This is a genomic window from Suipraeoptans intestinalis (genome assembly GCF_009696485.1).
GTDB classification, from domain to species: Bacteria; Bacillota; Clostridia; order Lachnospirales; family Lachnospiraceae; genus Suipraeoptans; species Suipraeoptans intestinalis.
In genome coordinates this window covers 127,301-149,877 of sequence record NZ_VULY01000018.1, presented here as the reverse complement: position 1 = coordinate 149,877, position 22,577 = coordinate 127,301, and the positions used below count along the sequence as shown (strand labels likewise).

Here is a 22,577-nt window from a genome sequence, read left to right as displayed (position 1 = left end):
TAGATGTCAAAAATCAAGATATATGAACTGGCCAAAGAACTGGATATTCCCAGCAAGGAACTGGTGAAGTTTTTGGGCGACAAACATATAGAAGCAAAAAGCCATATGAGCAGCATTGAAGAAACGGAAGCGAATATGGCAAGAAATCATTTTCAAAGCGGAGAGTCTTCCGTGAAAGCGGAGAAAGTAAAAACAGAGCAGCCGGAAACAGAAAAGCCGGAGGATACGGCAGAGGCAAAAAAAGTGTCGGAAGCACCTAAAAAGAAGAGCATTGTCCACGTATTCCGTCCTCAGAACAGTAAGAGTGGGGGAGGCAGACAGAAAAGAGGGGCAGCACAGGGGAAAATTCCTCATCCGGGAAAACCGATGCAGGTCAACAATGGAAGACTGCAAAAAGAGGCAGTAAAAGAGGAACCCGCTCCCAGGCAGGGAATGAGAAAGCCGGAAGATGTGAAAGAAGAGGCAGAAAAGCCGGCAGAAGAGATCAAGATCAATCAAACGACAGAAAAGGAAGCTGCTGTGGCAAAAGGAATGAGAGAAGAAACGAAACCTGTAAAAAAAGAACAGACGGAAAAGCATATATCGGGAGAAGGAAACATACTGAAAAACGACAGGCCTCAAAAAGAGCAATTCTCCAAACCGGAAAGAAACGGGGGAGATCGTCCAAGAGGAGACCGTCCGCAGGGCGACCGTTTCTCAAGAAGCGACAGACCGCAAAGTGACAGGTTCCCAAGAAGCGACAGGCCACAGGGGGATCGATTCCCAAGAAACGACAGATCTCAGGGAGACCGTTCGCAGAACGACCGTTTCCAGAGAAATGACAGACCCCAGGGAGACCGTCCGCACAATGATCGCTTCCCAAGAGGGGATCGTCCGCAAGGTGACAGATTCCAGAGAAGTGACAGACCCCAGGGAGACAGATCCCAGGGAGGAAGGTTCCAGGGAGGAGACAGACCTCAGGGCAGTCGGTACGGCCAGGGAGGAGAGAAGAAGGACTGGAATCAGAGAAAGCCGACGGACAGAAGAGGCGACAAGAAAGTATCAGATCCCCTTTCTTCTGTTGTAGAAGGACAGAAGCCTCAAAGAGCAAAAGGGAAGGGAAAAGAAGACTTTAAGAAGAAGGATTATAGAAAAGACGAGGACAACAGACAGAAGAAGGGGAAAAAGACCCCGGAAACCAAGCCTTTGATCCAGAAGCCTCAGTCCAAGGTGCAAAAAGCAGAAGAACAGATCAAGTCGATCATTCTGCCGGAAGTGCTTACCATCAAGGAGCTGGCGGACAAGATGAAGATCGTACCTTCTGTTATTGTGAAAAAACTGTTTCTGAAGGGCCAGATCGTAACGGTCAACCAGGAGATCAACTACGAAACCGCAGAGGAGATCGCATTGGAGTTTGATGTTCTGTGTGAAAAAGAGGAAGTGGTAGACGTGATCGAAGAACTTCTGCGGGAAGAGGATGAATCGGAAGACACTATGACAAAGCGGCCGCCGGTGGTATGCGTTATGGGGCATGTAGACCACGGAAAAACTTCTCTTTTGGATGCGATCCGGGATACAAATGTGATCGATAAAGAGGCAGGTGGGATCACCCAGCATATCGGAGCTTATGTAGTGGACGTCAATGGGGAGAAGATCACCTTCCTGGATACTCCGGGGCATGAAGCCTTTACGGCAATGCGTATGAGAGGAGCCAGCTCCACGGATATCGCGATCCTGGTAGTAGCGGCAGACGACGGCGTGATGCCCCAGACGGTGGAGGCCATCAACCATGCAAAAGCAGCGGGAGTGGAGATCGTAGTCGCAGTTAACAAGATAGATAAACCAAGTGCCAATATCGATCGTGTAAAGCAGGAACTGGCAGAGTATGAATTGATCCCTGAAGACTGGGGAGGAAGCACTATTTTTGTTCCGGTTTCCGCCAAGACCAGAGAAGGACTGGATGACCTGATGGAAATGTTGCTGTTGACGGCAGAGGTGCTGGAATTAAAGGCCAACCCAAATCGTAAGGCAAGAGGTCTGGTTCTGGAGGCAGAGCTGGATAAGGGAAGAGGCTCTGTTGCAACGATCCTGGTACAAAAAGGAACCCTGCGGGTAGGAGATCCTATCGCAGCGGGAGCCGCTTACGGAAAAGTCCGGGCCATGATGGATGATAAAGGAAGACGGGTAAAGGAAGCGGGACCGTCTATGCCGGTAGAGATCCTGGGACTGAACGATGTTCCCAATGCAGGAGAAGTCTTTGTGAACTGTGAAAATGACAAGGAGGCAAGAAGCTTTGCAGAAACCTTTATTTCACAGAGCAAGGTAAAGCTTCTGGAGGATACTAAAGCGAAGCTGTCTCTGGACGATCTGTTTACCCAGATCAAGGAAGGCAATCTAAAAGAGCTGGGTATTGTGATAAAAGCAGACGTACAGGGATCCGTGGAAGCAATGAAGCAGAGTCTTCTGAAGCTGTCTAATGACGAGGTGGTAGTCAAGGTGATTCACGGCGGCGTGGGAGCCATCAACGAGTCAGATGTAAGTCTGGCGTCTGCTTCTAATGCCATCATCATCGGATTTAACGTAAGAACGGATGCGGCGGCAAAAGAAACGGCAGACAGAGAAGGCGTGGATCTTCGGATGTACCGGGTAATCTACAAGGCAATTGAGGACGTGGAGGCAGCCATGAAGGGCATGCTGGATCCTGTCTTTGAAGAAAAGGTACTGGGACATGCAGAGGTTCGCCAAATCTTCAAAGCCTCCGGAGTGGGAACGATTGCAGGTTCCTATGTTCTGGACGGAACGTTTGAGCGGGACTGCTCTGTAAGGATCACCCGGGACAACACCGTGATCTTTGAAGGAAAGCTGGCCTCTTTGAAGCGGTTTAAGGACGACGTAAAAGAAGTGCGTACCGGCTATGAGTGCGGACTGGTATTCGAAAACTTTAATGACGTGCAAGAAGAAGACAGAGTAGAAGCATACAAGATGGTAGAAGTCCCGAGATAGACTTCTACCTGGAAAGAGGCGGATTATGAGAAAGAGAAGCATTAAAAATACTCGTGTAAATACAGAGGTGCAAAGGGCTGTAGGATCTATCATTCGGGGAGGGATCAAGGATCCCCGGGTGGCTCCCTGGACCTCCGTGGTGGCGGCGGAAGTGGCTCCGGATCTGAAAACCTGCAAGATCTATATCAGTGTTTTAGGAGATCAGGAAGCACAGACAGAAACCATGAAAGGTCTGAAAAGCGCAGAAGGGTATATTCGCAAGGAGCTGGCAGCCCAGTTGAATCTGAGAAATACGCCGGAACTTACATTTGTGCTGGACCAGTCTATTGAATATGGGGTCAATATGTCCAGAAAAATTGACGAGATCACAGAAAAAGAACGACTGGCAAGACGAGAGATCGAGGAAGAAGCAGATGAAGAATAGAACGATAGAGGAGATTCTGGGAGACGCCAGGCGGATCGCCATCAGTGGCCACATCCGTCCGGACGGCGACTGTGCCGGGTCCGGCATGGCGCTGTATCATTATCTGCGGGATAACCGGCTGGCGGAAACGGTGGATATCTATCTGGGAGAGCTTCCCAAATCCTTTGAATTTCTGGAAGGGATCGAAGAGATCCGCCATCAGCTTCCCTCCTCCCGAAAACCGTATGATCTGTTTTTCTGTCTGGACTGTGCAGATAAGAAGCGACTGGAGTTTTCGGCGCCCTTGTTTGAAGAAGCAAAACGGAGGTGCTGTATCGACCACCATATCAGTCAGGGGGTCTTTACGGAGGAGGCCTATGTGGATCAGGAGGCAAGCTCCACAGCAGAATTGGTATACCGGCTCCTTGATCCGGAAAAGATTTCCAAGAGGGCTGCAGAGGCTCTGTATCTGGGAATCATCCATGATACAGGCGTGTTTCAATATCCCTGCACGGCTCCCTCCACCCATCGGATGGCAGCGGTTTTGCTGGAAAAGGGGGTGGATGCCGCTAATATCATTCAAAAGACCTATTATGAAAAGACGGACAAGCAAAACCGGATCCTTGGGAAAATGCTGGTAGAAAGCCGCCTGCTCCTGAATGGACGGATGATCGTGGCAGGACTGTCCAAAGAGGAAATGGCAGCGTTTGACGTCAGGCCGTCGGATCTTAACGGGATCGTCAGCCAGCTTCGCCTGACAGAGGGCGTGGAAGTTGCCGTATTTTATTACGAATTTCGGGAAGGCGGGTATAAGGTCAGCCTCCGTTCCGGAGATACGGTGGATGTCAACCTGGTAGCCTCTGCGTTTGGCGGGGGCGGACATCAAAGAGCGGCAGGGCTGGAATCCTCCCGGAATCTTGAGGAAATTTTGCGGAAGCTGGAGAAAGAGGTCTGCAGACAGATAGGGGAGAAGGCGAAATAAGATGATACATGGGATAATCAACATACAGAAAGAGGCGGGATTTACTTCTCATGATGTGGTAGCAAAGCTTAGGGGAATCCTGCATCAAAAAAAGATCGGGCACACCGGCACCCTGGATCCGGATGCGACAGGTGTCCTTCCGGTCTGTCTGGGAAAAGGGACAAAGGTGTGCGACATGCTGACAGACCGGGACAAGGTATATGAGACCGTGCTGCTTTTGGGAAAAGAAACAGACACCCAGGATATCAGCGGACAGGTGCAAAGGGTCTGCGACACTTCCGGCGTGACGGTACAGCAGGTTAAGACGGTCATAAAAAGCTTTGAGGGCAGCATCTGGCAGATGCCTCCCATGTACTCTGCCATTAAGGTAAATGGAAAAAAACTGTACGAGCTGGCGAGAGAAGGCAAGGAAGTAGAGAGGAAGAAAAGGCAGGTTACGATCTACGGTCTTCGGATCCTGAAGATGGAACTTCCCCGGGTATGGATGGAGGTTTCCTGCTCCAAAGGAACGTATATCCGGACACTGTGTCATGATATCGGGTCGAAGCTACAGACCGGCGGATGTATGGAGAGCCTGAAGCGTACCCGAGTGGGCGAATTTTCTCTGGAGGAAAGCCTGACGCTGGAGAAGGTGGAAGCGCTTGCAAAGGAAGGACGGCTGGATAGCTGTCTGATCCCGGTGGACCGGTTGTTTTTAAAATATCCCGAAAAAACAGCGCAAAAAGGAATGGAAAAGGCCTTAAGAAACGGGAATCCCATACCGATCGGATGCGTGACGCCAAAGGAAGGAAGCAAAGAGGAGCCTGTCATCAGACTCTACGAGGCTTCCGGCGTTTTTATGGGGATCTACGAAAAGAAAGAAAAATGGTATAAACCGATCAAACTGTTTTTTGATACACAGGATCCGGGATCGGTTTAAAAGAAACAGGAGTGTCAGAATGAAGTATTTAACAGGACTATCTTCCTATCAGGGCAGCCGCAGGACGGCCATCACGTTTGGAAAGTTTGACGGCATTCACAAGGGACATCAGAAGCTGGTGGGCGAAGTACAGTTTTTAGGAAGAGTGACGGACATCGACAGCATCATCTGTGCATTTGACATGGCTCCTTTTTGGAAAAGCCGGCAGATGGAGAAGCCGACGATCATGACACCGGGGGAAAGAAGAAGCTTTCTGAAAGGAAAGGCGGATTATCTGCTGGAATGTCCCTTTACGCAGGAGTTCAGCAGCATTTTGCCGGAGGAATTCATCCGAAGGTATATCCGGGATCTTTTTCACGCAAGATATGTGGTGGTAGGAGAGGATTTCCGGTTCGGATGTGGTAAAAAGGGCGATATCGCAATGCTGAAGGCCTTTGAAAAAGAGTGTGGCTATGAGCTTCATGCCATTGCGAAAGAGCGGTTTGGAGACAGAGAGATCAGCAGTACCTATATCAAAGAGTGTATCCGGGAGGGTCGGGCAGATCTGGCAAGGGAGATGCTGGGATACGGTTATGGGATGACAGGCACCGTCATTTCCGGAAACAGACTGGGAAGAAGCATAGGATTTCCTACATTGAACCTGGAGTGGCAGAAAGAAAAAATTCTTCCTCGAAAGGGCGTCTATTTTGGAAGAACCAAAATCGACGGAGTCTGGTACCAGAGCATTTCCAACCTCGGAACCAAGCCTACGGTGGAAGCGGGAGACCGCCTGCTGCTGGAAAGCCATTTACTGGGATTCCAGGGAGATGTATATGGAAAATGTGTAACGACAGAACTGTTTTCCTTTCATAGAGAAGAGAAGAAATTTGCAAATATAGAAGCTTTAAAAGAACAAATCCTTTCGGATGTGGAAGAAGCGGTCCGCTTTTTTGAAGAAGAGAGGGAGGAAAAGGAGTAATCTCATGAATATTGTAACGTTTTTTGGATTGCTGGGAGGACTTGGACTGTTTCTCTACGGAATGAAGCTGATGAGCGAGGGTCTGGAGAAGGCGGCCGGTGAAAAAATGAGGAATATCCTGGAATTTTTCACCCGGAACCGGTTTATGGGGATGATGGTAGGGATCGCATTTACTGCCATTGTCCAGTCTTCCAGTGCGACGACCGTTATGGTAGTCAGTTTTGTAAATTCAGGTCTGATGGATCTGTTTCAGGCATCCGGCGTAATCCTGGGAGCCAATATCGGTACGACGGTAACGGGACAGCTGATTGCCTTTAAGCTGTCGGATATTGCGCCTTTATTTGTGATCACCGGAGTGATCATGGTCATGTTCTGTAAAAAAATGAGCATTCACCGGATCGGGGAAGTGATCCTTGGGTTTGGCGTGCTGTTTATGGGTCTGAGCATCATGAGCAGTTCCATGGAAAGTATCAAAGAATCTCCCCGCATTCTGGAGCTTTTGCAGTCCATGACCAACCCCATGATGGCCATCCTGGTAGGATTTGTGATCACGGCGATCCTTCAGAGTTCTTCCGCTACGGTGGGGATCGTGATCCTCATGGCGTCGCAGGGACTGCTGGAATTTACCATCTGCCCCTTCCTGATCCTGGGATGTAATATGGGCTCCTGCGTATCTGCACTTCTGGCAAGTCTGGGTGGGAAAAAAGTGGCAAAGCGAGCTGCCATGATCCACTTTCTGTTTAACATCATCGGCTCCGCTATTGCTTTTGGTGTGTTGATGGTGGGATTGCAGCCTATTACCGAAAGGATTCTGGATTTTTCCGGACAGGATGTGGCAAGGGCAGTGGCAAACCTGCATACCAGCATCAAGATCTTTGAAGTGGTTCTGTTGTTCCCCTTCATGGGCTGGGTGGTCAAAGCTACCTATAAGGTGATTCCGGGAACGGACAAGGCCAGAGACGAAGAATTTCAACTGCAGTATATCGGGACAGGGACGCTTTTGATTCCCACGACCGCCATGCTGGACGGGATCCGTGAGATCGAGCACATGGGGCAGATCGCCATTGAGAATCTGAAGACGTCCATGGAGGCTCTTTGCGAACCGGAGGAAAAAAAGATCCGACAGGTGTACCAGCGAGAAGAATATATTGATTTTTTGAACCATAAGATCACAGATTATCTGATGAAAGTCAACGAAATAGAACTTCCGGCAGCAGACAAGAAGCTTTTAGGAGGACTGTTCCATATTGTAAATGATATTGAACGGATCGGGGATCACGCAGAAAATTTTGCGGATTCCGCCGGCATCCGGCTGAAAGACCAGGTGGAATTCAGCGACAAGGCCAAAAAACATTTACAGGAAATGATGGAAAAAGTAGTCACGATCCTGACGTATTCTTTGGATATGTTCCGAAACAGAAATGACGAACATATGAGGGAGATCCTGCAGCTGGAAGATGAAATAGATGAGAAAGAAAAGAAGCTACAGCGTTTTCATGTGAAACAGCTGACAAAAAATAAGTGTACCCCCTTTTCAGGAATGCTGTTTTCTGATACAGTATCAGGGCTGGAACGTGTAGCGGACCATGCAACCAATGTAGCATTTGCAATTTTCAAACCGGATGAGGGTTTGAATGAAGAGGAGGATTAAGAATGAAAAAAGGATTTATCGGAGAGTTTAAGGAATTCATCACGAAAGGGAACGTCATGGATCTGGCAGTCGGTGTCATCATCGGCGGAGCGTTTACGGCGATCGTAACTTCATTGAATGCAGATATCATTGCACCGATCCTGGGAATTTTCGGCGGAGTGGATTTCAGCAACCTGAAGCTGGTTTTGGGAAGCGGAAAGAATGCGCCGGTGCTGATGTATGGAAACTTCATCACGGCCATCATTAATTTCCTGATCACGGCACTGATTATTTTCTGTATGGTAAAGGGACTGAACAAACTGCAAAACGGTATGAAAAAAGACGAGCCGGCAGAAGAAGCAGCTCCGGCTACAAAGAAGTGTCCTTACTGTGCCAGTGAGATTGCAGTGGAGGCTGTAAAATGTCCTCACTGTACCTCTTCTTTGTCCTAGAGGACAAAAGAGAGCTCCGGTTTTACCACCGGCCTCGCAGTCAGATGAAGCAGCCGGTGGTTACAGAGAAAAGTCTTTACATCCCAAGAGGAATGTGATAGACTTACCGGGTAAAACCGATGTTCGGTGGCAGGAATCTCCAACCGCCGCTTAATATCCGGTGTGATTTTTAACAGAAAACAAGGAGGAAGTACAAATGATCACAAAAGAACAGAAACAGCAGATTATGGCAGACTTTGGGAGAGGCGAAGGCGATACCGGTTCACCGGAGGTTCAGATCGCGATCCTGACAGCAAGGATTAATGACCTGACAGAGCACTTCAAGAACAATCCGAAGGATCACCACTCAAGAAGAGGTCTTCTTAAGATGGTAGGACAAAGAAGAGGTCTTCTGGCTTACCTGAAAAAGTCTGACATTACAAGATATCGTACATTGATCGAAAGACTGGGACTTAGAAAATAGTCTTTACAGGATCAGTGGACTGACTGTACAAAGAGAGACTGCCGCCTGATGGATCGAGAAGTTATCCGATCTGTCAGACGGCAGTTTTTATATTTGGAAGGGAGAGAATCGAAAGAAGCTTCGGATTGTCGCAGAAAACACCGAAAAGAAGGATGCTAGAGGGCGGCGGATCATCTGTATGTTATAGAAATACTCTATATATCTCTTTTTTCTTCAAAAAAAGCGATTGGAATTTCCGAATACGGACTGTTATACTGAGAAAAGCGTTAAGATTGAAAAGGTAGGAGGTAGAGCATTATGTCTATTACAGCGGAAACAGCGAAAGCGCATGCCAACGATCCGGCCGTGTTATGTTGCAGGGCGGAGGCAGGCATCACCATTGAGGCTGCCAATCTGGAAGATCCGGCTATTTTTGATGAACTGGTAGATTCCGGACTCTTAAACCTGGACGGCTGTCTGACCATCGGACAGGTGCTGGGAGCAAAGCTTACAAAAACCAGCGACTCTTTAAGCCCTTTGACAGCAGAAAATGTAGAAGGGATCAAGGAAGCTGCTTCTGATGAGCCGGCGAATCAGACGGAGGAGAAAGAAGCGCCTTCCATCAGCGGTACGGCAGAGGGAGTCTATACGACTGTCCGCAGCGGGAAAGTTGTGATTTCCATAAAAGAAGGAAAGGATATTTATCTGGAACTTCCCATATAAGTTCAGAGGGTTTATCGGGGGCCTTTTCTGACACACAAGACAGGGCAGGAACAGGGCGATCACAGATCGCTTTGCTCCTGCCCTGTCTTATGTATTCCACGGGAGAAAGGACCTGATTGCTTTTGAAAAATATCAGTAGCGGATCCCCTGTTCCTGTGCTATAATAATGGAAGTTGTGAAGTAAAAGGAGAAGACTATGTATAAGAAATTTGAAATGGAACTTGCGGGCAGGACACTTTGCGTAGATGTAGATCGTGTCGCCAAGCAGGCAAATGGCGCGGTACTGATGCACTATGGAGATACGACGGTACTTTCTACCGCTACCGCATCAGAAAAACCAAGAGAAGGGATCGATTTTTTCCCTCTGAGTGTAGAGTATAACGAAAGGCTTTATGCAGTAGGAAAGGTTCCGGGAGGATTTAACAAACGGGAAGGAAAAGCTTCCGAAAATGCAGTTTTGACCTGCCGGGTGATCGACAGACCTATGCGCCCGCTCTTTCCCAAGGACTATAGAAACGACGTAACTTTAGAAAACCTGGTTCTTTCCGTAGAGCAGGACTGTTCGCCGGAGCTTACGGCAATGCTGGGATCTGCCATTGCAGCCAGCATTTCAGACATTCCCTTCGACGGACCGATCTCTACTACGCAGGTGGGACTGGTGAACGGGGAGTTTGCATTCAATCCGACGGCGGCGGAAAAAGAAGCTTCCGACCTGACTCTGACGGTAGCTTCTACCAGGGACAAGGTGATCATGATCGAGGCGGGAGCCAATGAAGTGCCGGAAGACAAGATGATCGAAGCTATTTTTGCAGCGCATCAGCTGAATCAGAAGGTGATCGCTTTTATCGACACCATTGTGGCAGAATGCGGAAAGGAAAAGCACTCCTATGAGAGCTGCGCCGTTCCGGCAGAAGTATTTGAAGCGATCCAGGCGATCGTTCCGCCTTCCGAGATGGAAGAAGCGGTCTTTACAGATGAGAAGCAGACAAGAGAAGAAAATATCCGGGAGATCACCAGGAGACTGGAGGAGGCTTTTGCAGAGGACGAAGAAAAACTTGCCGTGCTGGGAGAAGCCGTTTACCAATACCAGAAAAAGACCGTTCGTAAGATGATTCTGAAGGATCACAAAAGACCGGATGGAAGAGCCATCGATGAGATCCGGCCGCTGGCCGCAGAGATCGATCTGATTCCGCGCGTTCATGGATCGGCTATGTTTACCCGTGGACAGACGCAGATCTGCACCATTACCACTCTGGCGCCCCTCGCAGAAGCCCAGAGGCTGGATGGCCTGGATGAATCTGAGACCAGTAAAAGATACATGCACCATTATAATTTCCCCTCCTACTCAGTCGGCGAGACAAGACCGTCCAGAGGGCCGGGAAGACGGGAGATCGGACATGGAGCTTTGGCAGAAAAGGCGCTGATCCCGGTACTGCCGGATGAAGCGACCTTCCCCTATGCGATCCGTACTGTTTCCGAGACCTTTGAATCCAACGGTTCTACCTCCCAGGCAAGCATCTGTGCTTCTTCTATGTCACTGATGGCGGCAGGAGTACCGATCCGATCGGCTGTGGCAGGGATTTCGGCAGGACTGGTGACGGGAGAGACCGATGAGGATTACCTGGTACTGACGGATATCCAGGGACTGGAAGATTTTTTTGGAGATATGGACTTTAAGGTGGCGGGAACCCATAAGGGAATCACGGCCATCCAGATGGATATTAAGATTCATGGGCTTACGAGACCGATCATTGAGGAAGCGATCGCAGCGACCAAAAAGGCAAGAACCTATATTCTGGATGAGATCATGAATCCGGCGATCGATCAGCCGCGTCCGGAAGTGGGACCGTATGCGCCGAAGATCATACAGATGCAGATCGACCCACAGAAGATCGGAGATGTGGTGGGACAGAGAGGAAAGACCATCAATGCCATTATCGAACAGACCGGCGTAAAGATCGATATTACAGACGATGGATCCGTATCTATCTGCGGCACGGATGCAGACAGCATGGCAGAAGCCAGAAGACTGATCGCCGTGATTGTGACAGACTTTGAGGCCGGACAGGTATTGGAAGGAAAAGTCATCAGCATCAAAGAGTTTGGAGCTTTCATAGAATTTGCGCCGGGCAAGGAAGGCATGGTTCACATTTCCAAGATCTCCAAGACCAGGATCAATACGGTAGAAGAGGTGCTGACGCTGGGAGAAGAAGTAAAGGTGGTATGCCTTGGAAAAGACAAGATGGGAAGGATGTCCTTTAGCATCAAGGATGTAGTGGAATAAAACGGGGATCCTGGCAGGGAATACCTAAAAACGGGAAAGAGAGAAGAGGAATGAAACAGAAAAAGGGACTAATCATCGGGCTTGTTGTTGCTTTGCTGGCAGTGTTTGCGGTCGCTTCCGTAGTGGGCTATAAAGTTTTTCAGCAGGTTCGCCACAGACAGGCGCTCCATGCGCTGACAGAGGAACTGAACAAAATGGAAGGAGTAATATCCAACCAGGCTTTTACGGATGCAGAAAGTTCCCAGATTTTGGATCGGACAGTTTCCAAGGGAGACTATGCCGTGCTGGAAAGAGCGGTCAAGGATCATTGCAAGGATCTATTTGCAAAGCAAAATGAGATGACACAATATCTGGAAAAAAATGAGATCGAACAATATCTGACACCGGAGGCGCTGGCGTCAGATGCTCCGAATTTTGAGACGACGACGCAGAAGCTGGCGGAATTTCGGGAAACGGAGAAAAATCTGAGAGAATCCTGGCTGTATCTGGCTTCAGAGGAAGGGATCAGACAGTATCAGTCTGCCCAGCTCAAGGGAGATCTGAAAAAGTTGTTTGATGAATATGTGGAAAATGTTACATCCTCCGATGTGCAGTCGGTGATAGAAAGTGACGTGGCATATTATAATCAGACGATGGATGCAATCGGGCAGGCTTTGGAGTATCTGAAAAATAATCAGTCCTCCTGGGTTATGGAGAATGGGCAGATCCTGTTCAACACGGAAGAAAGCCTGAATGCCTACAATGCAATCTTAAGTCAGATTCCGGAATAACTCAAATATGATTTGGAAAACGGGTTCCATCGAAAGATGGGATCCGTTTTTACCATACATTGGGCGTGCGTAACCAATAGATGAAAGCTCCTGATCCACTCTAATGTGTCTGGTAAAAAGTGACAGGTATAACCGATAAATCCTACTTACAATACACAGAATATATAGAAGTGTGTTAAAAATATTACAAAAAAAGCAAAATATAACTAAAATTATTGACTGGAATGATCAAATATGATACATTATTCACAAATATTTAGTGTAAACTGGGTGAGGTTAGGAGGGATAAAGAATGAAAAAATATTTGGCAGGCGTTTTAATTGCGAGTAGTGTTATTCTAGGGCTAGTTGGAATCACTGTTGTTGCAGAAGAGTTGACGGTTCCAATTTCTGAAAATACATTACTAGACATCAAAGCAAATGCAAACACTGTGCAAGTTGGCTGGATCCAGGGGGCAGACGGAAGATGGTGGTATAGGCATGCAGATGGAAGCTACACCGTAAACAACTGGGAACTTATTGACGGAAAGTGGTATTTTTTTGATGGGGATGGCTGGATGAAAACCGGTTGGATACAGTGGGCCGGAGGATGGTATTATCTAGAGCCCAGTGGATCAATGAAAACGGGCTGGTTATACTGGGAAAATAACTGGTACTACTTGAATGCGAATGGTTTAATGCAGATAGGATGGCTAAAGGAAAATGAAAAGTGGTATTTCTTAGCATCAAATGGGTCTATGGTAACAGGATATCGTAGATTAGGAGGTATAGACTATCATTTTGAAGCTAATGGACAATTGAGTTATGATGCCAGCATAGTGGCGGCTATATACACAAAACAATACGGTGATATTAATACGCTGCAAGATGGAAATTTAGCAAAGTCAATTTTACAAAGTAAATATGTAATAGAAAAATATGATAATTTCACAAAAAATAGTTTTGTAGGCAGAAATGGAAAAGTAAATACACCCAATTTGAATAGAGGAATATTCTATTATAGTGGGCATGGTTATAAGTATGGATATGGACTTGCATTAGGGAATGGCTCAGGGATTTCTCCGCAAGAACTCAGTAATATGGAGATGAATAATACTAAAGTAGCTCTCTTTTTTGCATGCTATGGAGGAGTAATAGACTCTAGGAGTGGAAAAAGCTTGGTTACAGCGGCGGTTGCATCAGGAGCGAAGGCTGCTTATGGGTACAGAGTGGCATCTGATGTGTTTCTAGATAGAGCTGTTACAAAAAAATTGTTAGAATCTCTGATGCAAGGAATGAGGTTTGACGAGGCCATTTCACGAACACAAAGGATTTATGAAAAATATGCTCCTCTGCACGGAAATAATTTGGCACTTGCAGGAGATATAAGTATAAGAGTGAATGATACTTATACAATTAAGGACACAGAGGCTTTAGATGTACCAGAAGGATTTGTAGAAACTTCAAATGAAGATGGGATTAGTACTTATAAAAGGTTTTATAATGGGAGGGAAACTACAGACAAAATAGTATATGACCATAATTATATGCAATATCTTGTTCGGAGGAATGTTTTAGATGAGAGTACATTCTTAAGTATTGATTTAAATCATATTGAAGAAAACAAGAAAAAACTTTCAGAAACAGGAGAATTATCTAAATATACAAGTACATTTGAAGTTGTCACTATGGTAGGTGGAAAATCTACAGTAGTTTTAGTTGGAGGTCGAGAAATAGAAGGAATGCTTACTTACGATTGTATTGACTTAATGACGAATACAATTGTGAATGAAGAAATTGATCTGGCAGAAGATATCTTTTAAAGGAAAAATGAAGGGAGGATGTATATGAAAAAAAAGCTGAAGCATTTATTCCTCGCGGCATGTGTAGGACTGGCGGGGATGCTGGGTATGTTTGTCCTGTGGAATCCGACCGGCTCCGAAAAAGCTGTGGCGACAGACGGCGTAGAACAGAAAGCTGTGCCGATAACAGGCTGGGTTCAGGAATCCGACGGAAGATGGTGGTATCGGTATGCAGATGGAAGCTACCCTGTAAATACCTGGAAAGCGATCCGCGGCAACTGGTATTTCTTTGATGTACACGGCTGGATGCAGACAGGCTGGATCCAAAGCGGAGGCAGTTGGTATTACCTGGACGGAAGCGGCGCCATGAAAACCGGATGGCTCAAAGAGGGAATGTTCTGGTACTATCTGGACAGAGGAGGCACCATGCGGACCGGATGGCTCAAAGAAGGAGCTTCCTGGTATTATCTGGATGGAAACGGCGCCATGAGAACGAAGTGGCTGCAGTGGAAAGATCACTGGTATTATCTGGCTTCTTCCGGTGCCATGCAGATGGGATGGATTTTGGAGGACGGCAACTGGTATTACCTGGATGGAAACGGAGCCATGCAGACCGGATGGCTGCAATGGCAGGGAGGCTGGTACTATCTGGCTTCTTCCGGTGTGATGCAGACCGGTTGGATCACATCTGGCCAGTTTTCCTACTATCTGGATAAAAAAAGCGGAAAAATGCTGGCGGATACCATTACTCCCACCGGACATTATGTATATCCGGACGGGCACCGCAGCAAGGAGGAGCAGGACATTACTTACCGAAAAACAGATACTGTGGCCGGGAAGAGCTACTACAGGAAATATTACAAAAAAATCGCCACAGAAGATACGGCTGTGATGGAGGAAACGGGAAGAGTCACAGAGCGGGAAAATAAGATCACCCTGGAGCTTTTGAAGAAAATAAAGTTTGATCAGGGAGAAAAGCTGTTGCTGCAGCTGGATCAGAAACATAAAGAAGAGGGATTTGAAAAGGTAGGAGAGGCATATATTGCATTTGACTGGAGCTATCATACGTTTGATGTACCGGTGTACGGCGTGCTGTACGAAAAAACAGAAGAAAACGAAGAACAAGGCTACGGCGGCAAACATTATGTCCGGATCTACAGCCTGGAAACGGGAAAATTGTGCGCGGAATATGAAGAAGGTCTGAAATAGAGGCATGGACTGCAGTAAAGCGATAGAATAACAGAAACATACGGCCTGCAACGTAGTGATCCTGCAATAGCCGGGGGTACCTCAGAAGTCATGGAATGGCGGAGGTGTCCCCGGTTTTTCCACGTTCTTTTGTTCTGGCGGAAGTCTTGACAGGTTGGAGAAAAGCGTATAAAATGAAAACGGATTTCAATTTTAATTTTAAACTAGCGGAGAAATATCATGAGAGAAAAAAGAAGATACAGAACCAAACAGCAGGAACAGATTAAAACGCTGCTGGAAAAGCAGGGAATGCAGTTTTACAGTGTAGATCAGTTGGCAGAGCAGTTGAAAAAGGAAGGAACACAGGTAGGACATACTACCGTCTATCGCCTTTTGGAAAGATTATCAGAAGAGGGCAGCGTGCTGAAAGTTCCGTCCATGGACGGACGTCCGGCGCAGTACCGGTATCTTGCCGGTCAGGAAGGATCGGTGGGGAAGCTGGTCTGTATTGCCTGTGGGCGGATGATCCCTCTGGAATGTGGCTGTATTGACCAATTTTCAGAGCACATTCAGAAGGCGCATCAGTTTCTGCTCAGCCGGCAATATGCTGTTTTATATGGTTACTGTGAAAACTGCAGATAAGAGAAAGGAAGGACGTATGAAAAGAGGAAAAGCGTTGGGGATTCTTGTGCTTGCAGCATCTGTCATCTTGTGTGGCTGCGGGAAGGCAAAAGGGGAAAGCAAAGACACATCCGGAAAGGAGAAAAAGATCAAAGTAGTGACCAGCTTCTATCCGATGTATGATTTTGCTACGAAAGTGGCGGGAGATAAGGCAGAGGTGGTGAATCTGGTACCGGCAGGGACAGAGCCCCATGACTGGGAGCCCACTACGTCGGATCTGAAGGAACTGGAAGAGGCAGATGTGTTTGTTTATAACGGGGCAGGCATGGAAGAATGGGCAGAGGACGTGCTGGAAAGCCTGGAAAACAAAAAACTGGTAGTGGTGGAGGCTTCCAAGGGAGTGGAGCTCCTGAAGGGGGAGGCGCATCATCACGAAGAAGAGGGAGAACATTCTGGAAAAGAGGAGGATTCGACCGAATCTGAAACAAGAGAAGAGGAAGAGGAACACTACGATCCACATGTGTGGCTGAACCCTTTGTACGCCGGAATGGAAATGGAACAGATCAAGGAAGGACTGATCCGGGCAGACAGCGCCAACAAGAGCAGTTATGAAGAAAATTGCAGCAAATACAAGGAGAAGCTGGAACAACTGGACCAGACCTACAAGGAAGCCCTGACAAACGTTTCCCGGCGTGATCTGGTGACGGCGCACGAAGCATTTGGCTATCTGTGTCAGGCATATGGCCTGAATCAGGTGGGGATCGAGGGATTGTCTCCCGATTCGGAACCGGATCTGGAGCGGATGCATGAAATCGTAACCTTTGCAAAAGAAAACCATGTCACGACTATTTTCTTCGAGGAACTGGTAAGTCCCAAAGTGGCAAAAACCATAGCGGAGGAATTGGGAGCAAAGACGGCGGTACTCAACCCGGTGGAAGGGCTGACGCAGGAGCAGATGGATGCAGGAGAAGACTATTTTTCCATCATGAAAACAAATCTGGAGGAACTGAAGAAGGCCCTGCAGTAGTACAAAAAACAGACGGATTGTGCAGAAACGAAGGAAAAGGAAGGATTACAGACTATGGAGATGATCCGATTGGACAGGGTGACTTTTTGCTACAGGGAGATCCCCGTTCTAAAAGAGGCAGACCTGTTGATGGAACAGGGGGACTATGTGGTGTTGACAGGAGAAAACGGAAGCGGGAAAAGCACCCTGCTGAAGCTGATCCTGGGGGAAAGGAAACCGCAGAAAGGACAGATCCGTCTGTTGCAGAAAGAAATCCTGCAGGCTTTGAAAGAGGGAAAAGTCGGTTATGTGCCACAAAACAGCATTAGTCAGAACGCCAGCTTTCCGGCCACCGTGCAGGAGGTTATGCGAACAGGGCTTTATCGAAAAGTATCACGATTTCAGGTGGGAAGAGAACGGCAGATCTGTCTGGATATGCTGGAACGACTGGGAATGGCGGAAACTTTCCACAAAAAGATCGGAGAGCTTTCCGGAGGCCAGCAGCAGCGGGTCATGCTGGCACGCGCCATGGCGGGAGACCCCAAACTTCTGATCCTGGATGAGCCTACCGCCGGAGTAGATGCCGTGTCGGTGGAAACGCTGTACCGGTTACTGGAAGAATGGAACAAAGAAGGCTTGACCATTTTGCTGGTGACCCATGACGACCCTGCAGAATGTAAGGGCGCGACAAAAATTTTAAGGATGAAGCAGGGGAGGATAACAGAGGTATGACCATCTTACAGTATGGATTTATGCAGAGGGCTTTTCTGGTGGGGATCCTTCTGGCTGTGATCACCCCCTGTATCGGGATGACGATCGTGTTGAAGCGGATGTCTATGATCGGAGACGCCTTGTCCCACGCCTCTCTTTCCGGCGTGGCCATCGGATTGCTTCTGGGGAGTAACCCAGTGCTGGGGGCAGCCGCCATCTGTGTGGCGGCTGCGCTGGGAATAGAAGGGATCCGCAGAAAGCTTCCCCGCTATTCGGAGATGGCCATTGCTATTGTTATGTCGGCGGGGATAGGCCTGGCGGGCGTTCTGTCAGGATTTGTAAAAAACAGCGCCAATTTTAACAGCTTCCTGTTCGGCAGCATTGTGGCCATCAGCCGGGAGGAATTGTTTCTGGTCTGCGGGATCAGTCTTCTGGTACTTCTGACCGTTATTTTTTTGTATCGGGAGCTGTTTTATATTGCCTTTGATGAAAATGCAGCAAGGATCTCCGGGGTTCCGGTAGATCGCATCAACTTTATCTTTACGGTGTTGACGGCGCTGACCGTCTCCGTTGCATCCAGAACGGTAGGAGCCTTGATCGTTTCTTCTATGCTGGTGGTTCCGATAGCCGGCGGAATGCAGATGGGGAAAAGTTACAGGGGCGTGCTGGTGTTTGCAGTCATCATTGCAGTTTCTACGACGGTAGGAGGACTCCTGCTTTCTTACCATTTTGGATTGAAACCAGGAGGAACCATCGTTTTACTGGAAGTGTTGTGGTTTTTGATCGTATTGGTGGGAAGAGTGCTGTGGAGGCAGAGAAGATAACCGTCTGAAAGAATCTTCCTGTTGGCTTCCTTTTTGAAATATTTCTTGTAAGACCTGGCAAAACAGCGTATAATGAGGCGTTGAGAGAACGAAAAGAAAAGGAACAGCGTGAGATCATGTCAGAAAAAAATCAGGAAATCAAAGAAGAAATCAGGAAGCGGAGGACATTTGCGATCATTTCCCATCCGGATGCGGGAAAGACAACCTTGACAGAAAAATTCCTTCTGTACGGAGGAGCCATCAACCAGGCGGGAAGCGTGAAAGGAAAAGCGACGGCGCGCCATGCCGTTTCCGACTGGATGGAGATCGAAAAAGAACGAGGGATCTCTGTAACATCTTCCGTGCTTCAGTTTGAATATGGAGGCTTCTGTATCAATATCCTGGATACGCCGGGACATCAGGACTTCTCCGAGGATACTTACCGGACGCTGATGGCGGCAGATTCTGCGGTGATGGTAATCGACGCTTCCAAGGGAGTGGAAGCCCAGACCAGAAAATTGTTTAAGGTGTGTACCATGAGACATATTCCCATTTTTACCTTTATCAATAAAATGGATCGGGAAGCCATGGACACCTTTGAACTTTTAGATGATATTGAGCAGGAGCTGGGGATCGCCACCTGTCCTGTGAACTGGCCGATCGGATCCGGGAAAGAGTTTAAAGGAGTGTATGACCGTCAAAAAAACCAGGTAGAGCTATTTTCAGACACACAAAAAGGAACCAGGCAGGGAAGTGTAAGGATCCTTGACCGAAAAGACCTGGAGAAAGAAGAATGGATCTCCGGCGAACAAAAAGACAGATTGTTTGAGGAACTGGAACTTCAGGACGGAGCCGGGGCGGTATTTGATCAGGAGTTGGTAGAAAAGGGTAAGCTTTCTCCGGTATTTTTTGGTTCGGCGCTGACGAATTTTGGAGTGGAAACCTTCTTGAAATATTTTCTGGAGATGACGACGTCTCCCCTGCCGAGACGATCGGACCAAGGAGAGATCGACCCCATGGAGGAAGAGGCGTTTTCTGCTTTTGTATTTAAGATCCAGGCAAATATGAATAAAGCCCATCGGGACCGGATCGCATTTATGCGGATCTGCTCCGGCAGATTTGAGGCAGGGATGGATGTGTGGCATATTCAGGGAAACAAAAAAGTCCGCCTTTCCCAGCCTCAGCAGATGATGGCAAGCGAGCGCAAAATGGTGGAAAAAGCTTATGGGGGCGACATTATCGGTGTATTTGATCCCGGAATTTTCTCCATCGGTGATACCTTGACGACAGCGAGGGAGCAGTTTGTCTATGAAGGGATCCCCACTTTCGCACCGGAACACTTTGCCAGAGTTCGGCAGGTGGATACCATGAAGCGAAAGCAGTTTTTAAAAGGGGTCAATCAGATCGCGCAGGAGGGTGCGATCCAGATTTTTCAGGAGTATCACACCGGAATGGAGGAGATCATTGTGGGAGTCGTTGGAATCCTGCAGTTTGACGTGCTGAAATATCGGTTGGAGAAAGAATATAATGTGGAGATCCGCATGGATTCTCTGCCGTATGAGTATATCCGGTGGATCCGCCACTGCCCGGTGGATCTGGATAAGCTTTCGGGTACTTCTGATATGAAAAAGGTCAAAGATCTGAGAGGACGTCCGCTGCTGCTGTTTGTAAACAGCTGGAGCATCCGTATGACCCTGGAACGGAATGAAGGTCTGGAACTGACGGAATTCGGATAAAGGCAGTCTGAAAAAATGACAAAATGATCCGGAAGAAAAGACGCGGCGCTGGGAGGCAGAAGTGTTTAAGTACAGGCATTTGCCTGTAGAAGAAACAAGGCTTTCCAAATAGCCGCGAATTTGCTATAATCAAGGAAAGTAAGTTTTCGAGGAGGTTTTTTCATGGGCAAGGAAGTAAAGAGCAATACATATACAATACCGACGGAAAATCAGTTGGGAGAAGTAAAGGTGACAGACGAGGTTGTGGCTATGATCGCAGGCATTGCGGCGATGGAAGTAGAAGGGGTTGCTTCCATGGCGGGAAGCACTACCAGAGAGATCATGGGAAAATTCGGAGTCCGTTCCGTTTCCAGGGGCGTCAAGGTAGATATTCTGGAGCAGATCGTGACGGTATCCTTGGCGTTGAATCTGAAATACGGATATTCGGTGAAAGCGACCACAGGGAAGGTGCAGGAAAAGGTAAAAACCGCCATTGAGAACATGACGGGACTTACCGTGGCGGACGTGAATATACGGATAGCAGGAGTGACAGTTTCGGAGGAAGCATAAGTGAAAAGGACACAGTTGAGAGAACACAGCTTCCGCCTTGTTTTTGAGGCAGAATTCTATCCGCTGCAGGAATGGAAAGAACAGGTAGAGATCTATCTGGAACACACAGAGGAAGCAAGTGAAGAAGAAAAAGAATACATCCGCAGCCGGGTCTTTGCAGTGATCGAACAAAAAGAAGAGATCGATGCGGGGATCAATCTGCGCGCCAACAGATGGAAGACCAGTCGTATGAACAAGACGGATCTGGCGATCCTGCGGCTGGCGATCTACGAGATCCGATGGGATGAAGAGATCCCGGAAGGAGTGGCGATAGACGAGGCTGTGGAGCTGGCAAAGCGTTACAGCAGCAACGAAGCGCCGGCGTTTGTCAATGGTATTCTGGCCGGGTTTGCCAAAGCGGAGTAAGAGGGAAGGAAATGGCTGACAATATTTATACAGTAAAGCAGGTAAATTCTTATATCAAACATTTGTTTACCGGAGACTATTTATTAAAGCGAATTTCCGTAAAGGGCGAGGTGTCCAACTGCAAATACCATTCTTCGGGGCACATATATTTTTCATTGAAAGATGAGTCTGGAACGATTGCCTGCGTTATGTTTGCGGGGAAGCGAGGCGGACTCTCTTTTCATATGAAAGAGGGAGACCAGGTGGTCGTCAGCGGCGAGATCAGCGTTTATGAAAGAGACGGAAGGTATCAGCTCTATGCCGGGCGTATTGAGGAAGCCGGGAAGGGGCAGCTGTACGAGCAGTTTCTGAGACGGAAAAGAGAACTGGAAGAGATGGGGATGTTCGATCCGGGGTATAAGAAACCGATCCCCGTTTATGCAAGGACGGTAGGAATCGTAACGGCAGCTACAGGAGCCGCAGTCCATGATATCATCAATGTGGCAGGCAGAAGGAACCCTTTCGTGCAGCTGATCCTGTATCCGGCAAAGGTACAGGGAGAGGGCGCGGCGCAGAGCGTGGCAGATGGGATCAAAGCCCTGGAAAAACAGCAGGTAGATGTGATGATCGTGGGAAGAGGCGGGGGTTCTATAGAGGATCTTTGGGCATTCAATGAAGAAATTGTTGCGCGAGCTATTTTTGAATGTACAGTGCCTGTCATCTCGGCTGTGGGACATGAGACGGATGTGACGATCGCAGATTTTGTGGCGGATATGAGAGCGCCCACCCCGTCGGCAGCCGCAGAGCTGGCTGTCTGGGATGCCGACCAGACCCGGATGAGGCTGGAGGAGTACAGGCTTCGTTTCCGAAGGACGATGGAGCAGAAGACAGACCGGCTCCGTTTGCGTCTGAGAGAGATCCGGACCAGACTGACCTATCTGCATCCCCGATATAAATTGCAGGAAAAGCAGCAGCGCCTTACAGAGCTGGAAGATCGGTTGAAGGGCAGGATGCAGCAGTCTCTTCTCAGAGATAGGCATAGGATGGAGCTTTACATCGAAACATTCCGGAATCTGTCCCCTTTGACAAAATTGATGGGCGGCTATGCCTACGTGGAAAAAGAGAGGCATCAGAGAGTTAAAAGTATTCGGGAGATTGCGCCGGGAGAAGCTCTTTTGATCCATGTAACAGACGGAGTGATCCGCGCACGGGCGGAGGAAGCAGAGGAAAGAACACAACCATACGAAAGATAGC

At 48.1% G+C, this 22,577-nt stretch carries 20 protein-coding genes and 1 pseudogene; all 21 read left to right on the top strand.

The genetic code is table 11. The annotated features are described in order from the left end of the window. Positions 1-3 precede the first annotated feature (3 nt). The 21 genes and pseudogenes from infB (at position 4) to xseA (ending at position 22,576) form a co-directional block, all read left to right on the top strand. Complete coding sequence (infB, locus tag FYJ34_RS01435) at positions 4-2,982, top strand: translation initiation factor IF-2 (protein WP_154475597.1); 2,979 nt, start codon at positions 4-6, stop codon at positions 2,980-2,982. Positions 2,983-3,007: 25 nt separating this feature from the next. After that, positions 3,008-3,406 carry a 30S ribosome-binding factor RbfA gene (rbfA, locus tag FYJ34_RS01430; RefSeq protein WP_154475595.1) on the top strand — a complete coding sequence of 133 codons (399 nt, stop codon included), beginning with the start codon at positions 3,008-3,010 and terminating at the stop codon, positions 3,404-3,406. Then, positions 3,396-4,367, top strand: a complete 972-nt coding sequence (locus FYJ34_RS01425) for a DHH family phosphoesterase (RefSeq protein ID WP_154475593.1) — start codon at positions 3,396-3,398, stop codon at positions 4,365-4,367. Before rbfA ends, FYJ34_RS01425 begins: the two co-directional genes overlap by 11 nt. A 1-nt stretch (position 4,368) precedes the next feature. Then, positions 4,369-5,286, top strand: a complete 918-nt coding sequence (gene truB, locus FYJ34_RS01420; RefSeq protein WP_154475591.1) for a tRNA pseudouridine(55) synthase TruB — start codon at positions 4,369-4,371, stop codon at positions 5,284-5,286. 19 nt (positions 5,287-5,305) lie between these two features. After that, on the top strand, positions 5,306-6,244 hold the full coding sequence (locus tag FYJ34_RS01415; protein WP_154475589.1) for a bifunctional riboflavin kinase/FAD synthetase: 939 nt from the start codon (positions 5,306-5,308) through the stop codon (positions 6,242-6,244). A 4-nt stretch (positions 6,245-6,248) separates the two neighbouring features. Beyond that, positions 6,249-7,895, top strand: a complete 1,647-nt coding sequence (locus tag FYJ34_RS01410; RefSeq protein ID WP_154475587.1) for a Na/Pi cotransporter family protein — start codon at positions 6,249-6,251, stop codon at positions 7,893-7,895. A 2-nt stretch (positions 7,896-7,897) separates the two neighbouring features. Continuing rightward, positions 7,898-8,326, top strand: coding sequence for a large conductance mechanosensitive channel protein MscL (gene mscL, locus FYJ34_RS01405; protein ID WP_154475585.1), 429 nt, complete (start codon positions 7,898-7,900; stop codon positions 8,324-8,326). A 196-nt stretch (positions 8,327-8,522) separates the two neighbouring features. Further along, the gene (rpsO, locus tag FYJ34_RS01400) at positions 8,523-8,789 is read left to right on the top strand and encodes a 30S ribosomal protein S15 (RefSeq protein WP_154475583.1); all 267 of its coding nucleotides are present in this window, start codon (positions 8,523-8,525) and stop codon (positions 8,787-8,789) included. Positions 8,790-9,086: 297 nt separating this feature from the next. After that, positions 9,087-9,488, top strand: a pseudogene (locus FYJ34_RS01395) (sugar transporter); the annotation flags it as partial. Positions 9,489-9,687: 199 nt separating this feature from the next. Next, positions 9,688-11,775 (top strand): polyribonucleotide nucleotidyltransferase, encoded by a 2,088-nt coding sequence (locus FYJ34_RS01390; protein WP_154475579.1) that lies wholly within the window; start codon positions 9,688-9,690, stop codon positions 11,773-11,775. A gap of 50 nt (positions 11,776-11,825) precedes the next feature. Then, a complete protein-coding gene (locus FYJ34_RS01385; RefSeq protein WP_154475577.1) occupies positions 11,826-12,545 on the top strand; it encodes a hypothetical protein in 720 nt (239 codons plus the stop codon). A 292-nt stretch (positions 12,546-12,837) separates the two neighbouring features. Then, positions 12,838-14,346 (top strand): N-acetylmuramoyl-L-alanine amidase family protein, encoded by a 1,509-nt coding sequence (locus tag FYJ34_RS01380; RefSeq protein ID WP_154475575.1) that lies wholly within the window; start codon positions 12,838-12,840, stop codon positions 14,344-14,346. A 24-nt stretch (positions 14,347-14,370) separates the two neighbouring features. Next, on the top strand, positions 14,371-15,534 hold the full coding sequence (locus tag FYJ34_RS01375; protein WP_173017041.1) for an N-acetylmuramoyl-L-alanine amidase family protein: 1,164 nt from the start codon (positions 14,371-14,373) through the stop codon (positions 15,532-15,534). A 219-nt stretch (positions 15,535-15,753) separates the two neighbouring features. Further along, complete coding sequence (locus tag FYJ34_RS01370; protein ID WP_154475571.1) at positions 15,754-16,155, top strand: Fur family transcriptional regulator; 402 nt, start codon at positions 15,754-15,756, stop codon at positions 16,153-16,155. Between the two features lie 16 nt (positions 16,156-16,171). Beyond that, positions 16,172-17,161, top strand: a complete 990-nt coding sequence (locus FYJ34_RS01365) for a metal ABC transporter substrate-binding protein (RefSeq protein ID WP_154475569.1) — start codon at positions 16,172-16,174, stop codon at positions 17,159-17,161. A 54-nt stretch (positions 17,162-17,215) separates the two neighbouring features. Next, entirely contained in the window at positions 17,216-17,872 is a 657-nt protein-coding gene (locus tag FYJ34_RS01360; RefSeq protein ID WP_154475567.1) for a metal ABC transporter ATP-binding protein, read from the top strand. Continuing rightward, the gene (locus FYJ34_RS01355) at positions 17,869-18,675 is read left to right on the top strand and encodes a metal ABC transporter permease (RefSeq protein ID WP_154475565.1); all 807 of its coding nucleotides are present in this window, start codon (positions 17,869-17,871) and stop codon (positions 18,673-18,675) included. Before FYJ34_RS01360 ends, FYJ34_RS01355 begins: the two co-directional genes overlap by 4 nt. A gap of 116 nt (positions 18,676-18,791) precedes the next feature. After that, positions 18,792-20,390: a peptide chain release factor 3 gene (locus tag FYJ34_RS01350; protein ID WP_154478747.1), complete on the top strand. Its 1,599-nt coding sequence runs from the start codon at positions 18,792-18,794 to the stop codon at positions 20,388-20,390. A 162-nt stretch (positions 20,391-20,552) separates the two neighbouring features. Further along, the gene (locus tag FYJ34_RS01345) at positions 20,553-20,939 is read left to right on the top strand and encodes an Asp23/Gls24 family envelope stress response protein (RefSeq protein WP_154475563.1); all 387 of its coding nucleotides are present in this window, start codon (positions 20,553-20,555) and stop codon (positions 20,937-20,939) included. After that, positions 20,940-21,344, top strand: coding sequence for a transcription antitermination factor NusB (gene nusB / locus FYJ34_RS01340; RefSeq protein WP_276960060.1), 405 nt, complete (start codon positions 20,940-20,942; stop codon positions 21,342-21,344). An 11-nt stretch (positions 21,345-21,355) separates the two neighbouring features. Continuing rightward, positions 21,356-22,576, top strand: a complete 1,221-nt coding sequence (gene xseA, locus FYJ34_RS01335; protein ID WP_154475561.1) for an exodeoxyribonuclease VII large subunit — start codon at positions 21,356-21,358, stop codon at positions 22,574-22,576. Position 22,577: the final 1 nt, after the last annotated feature.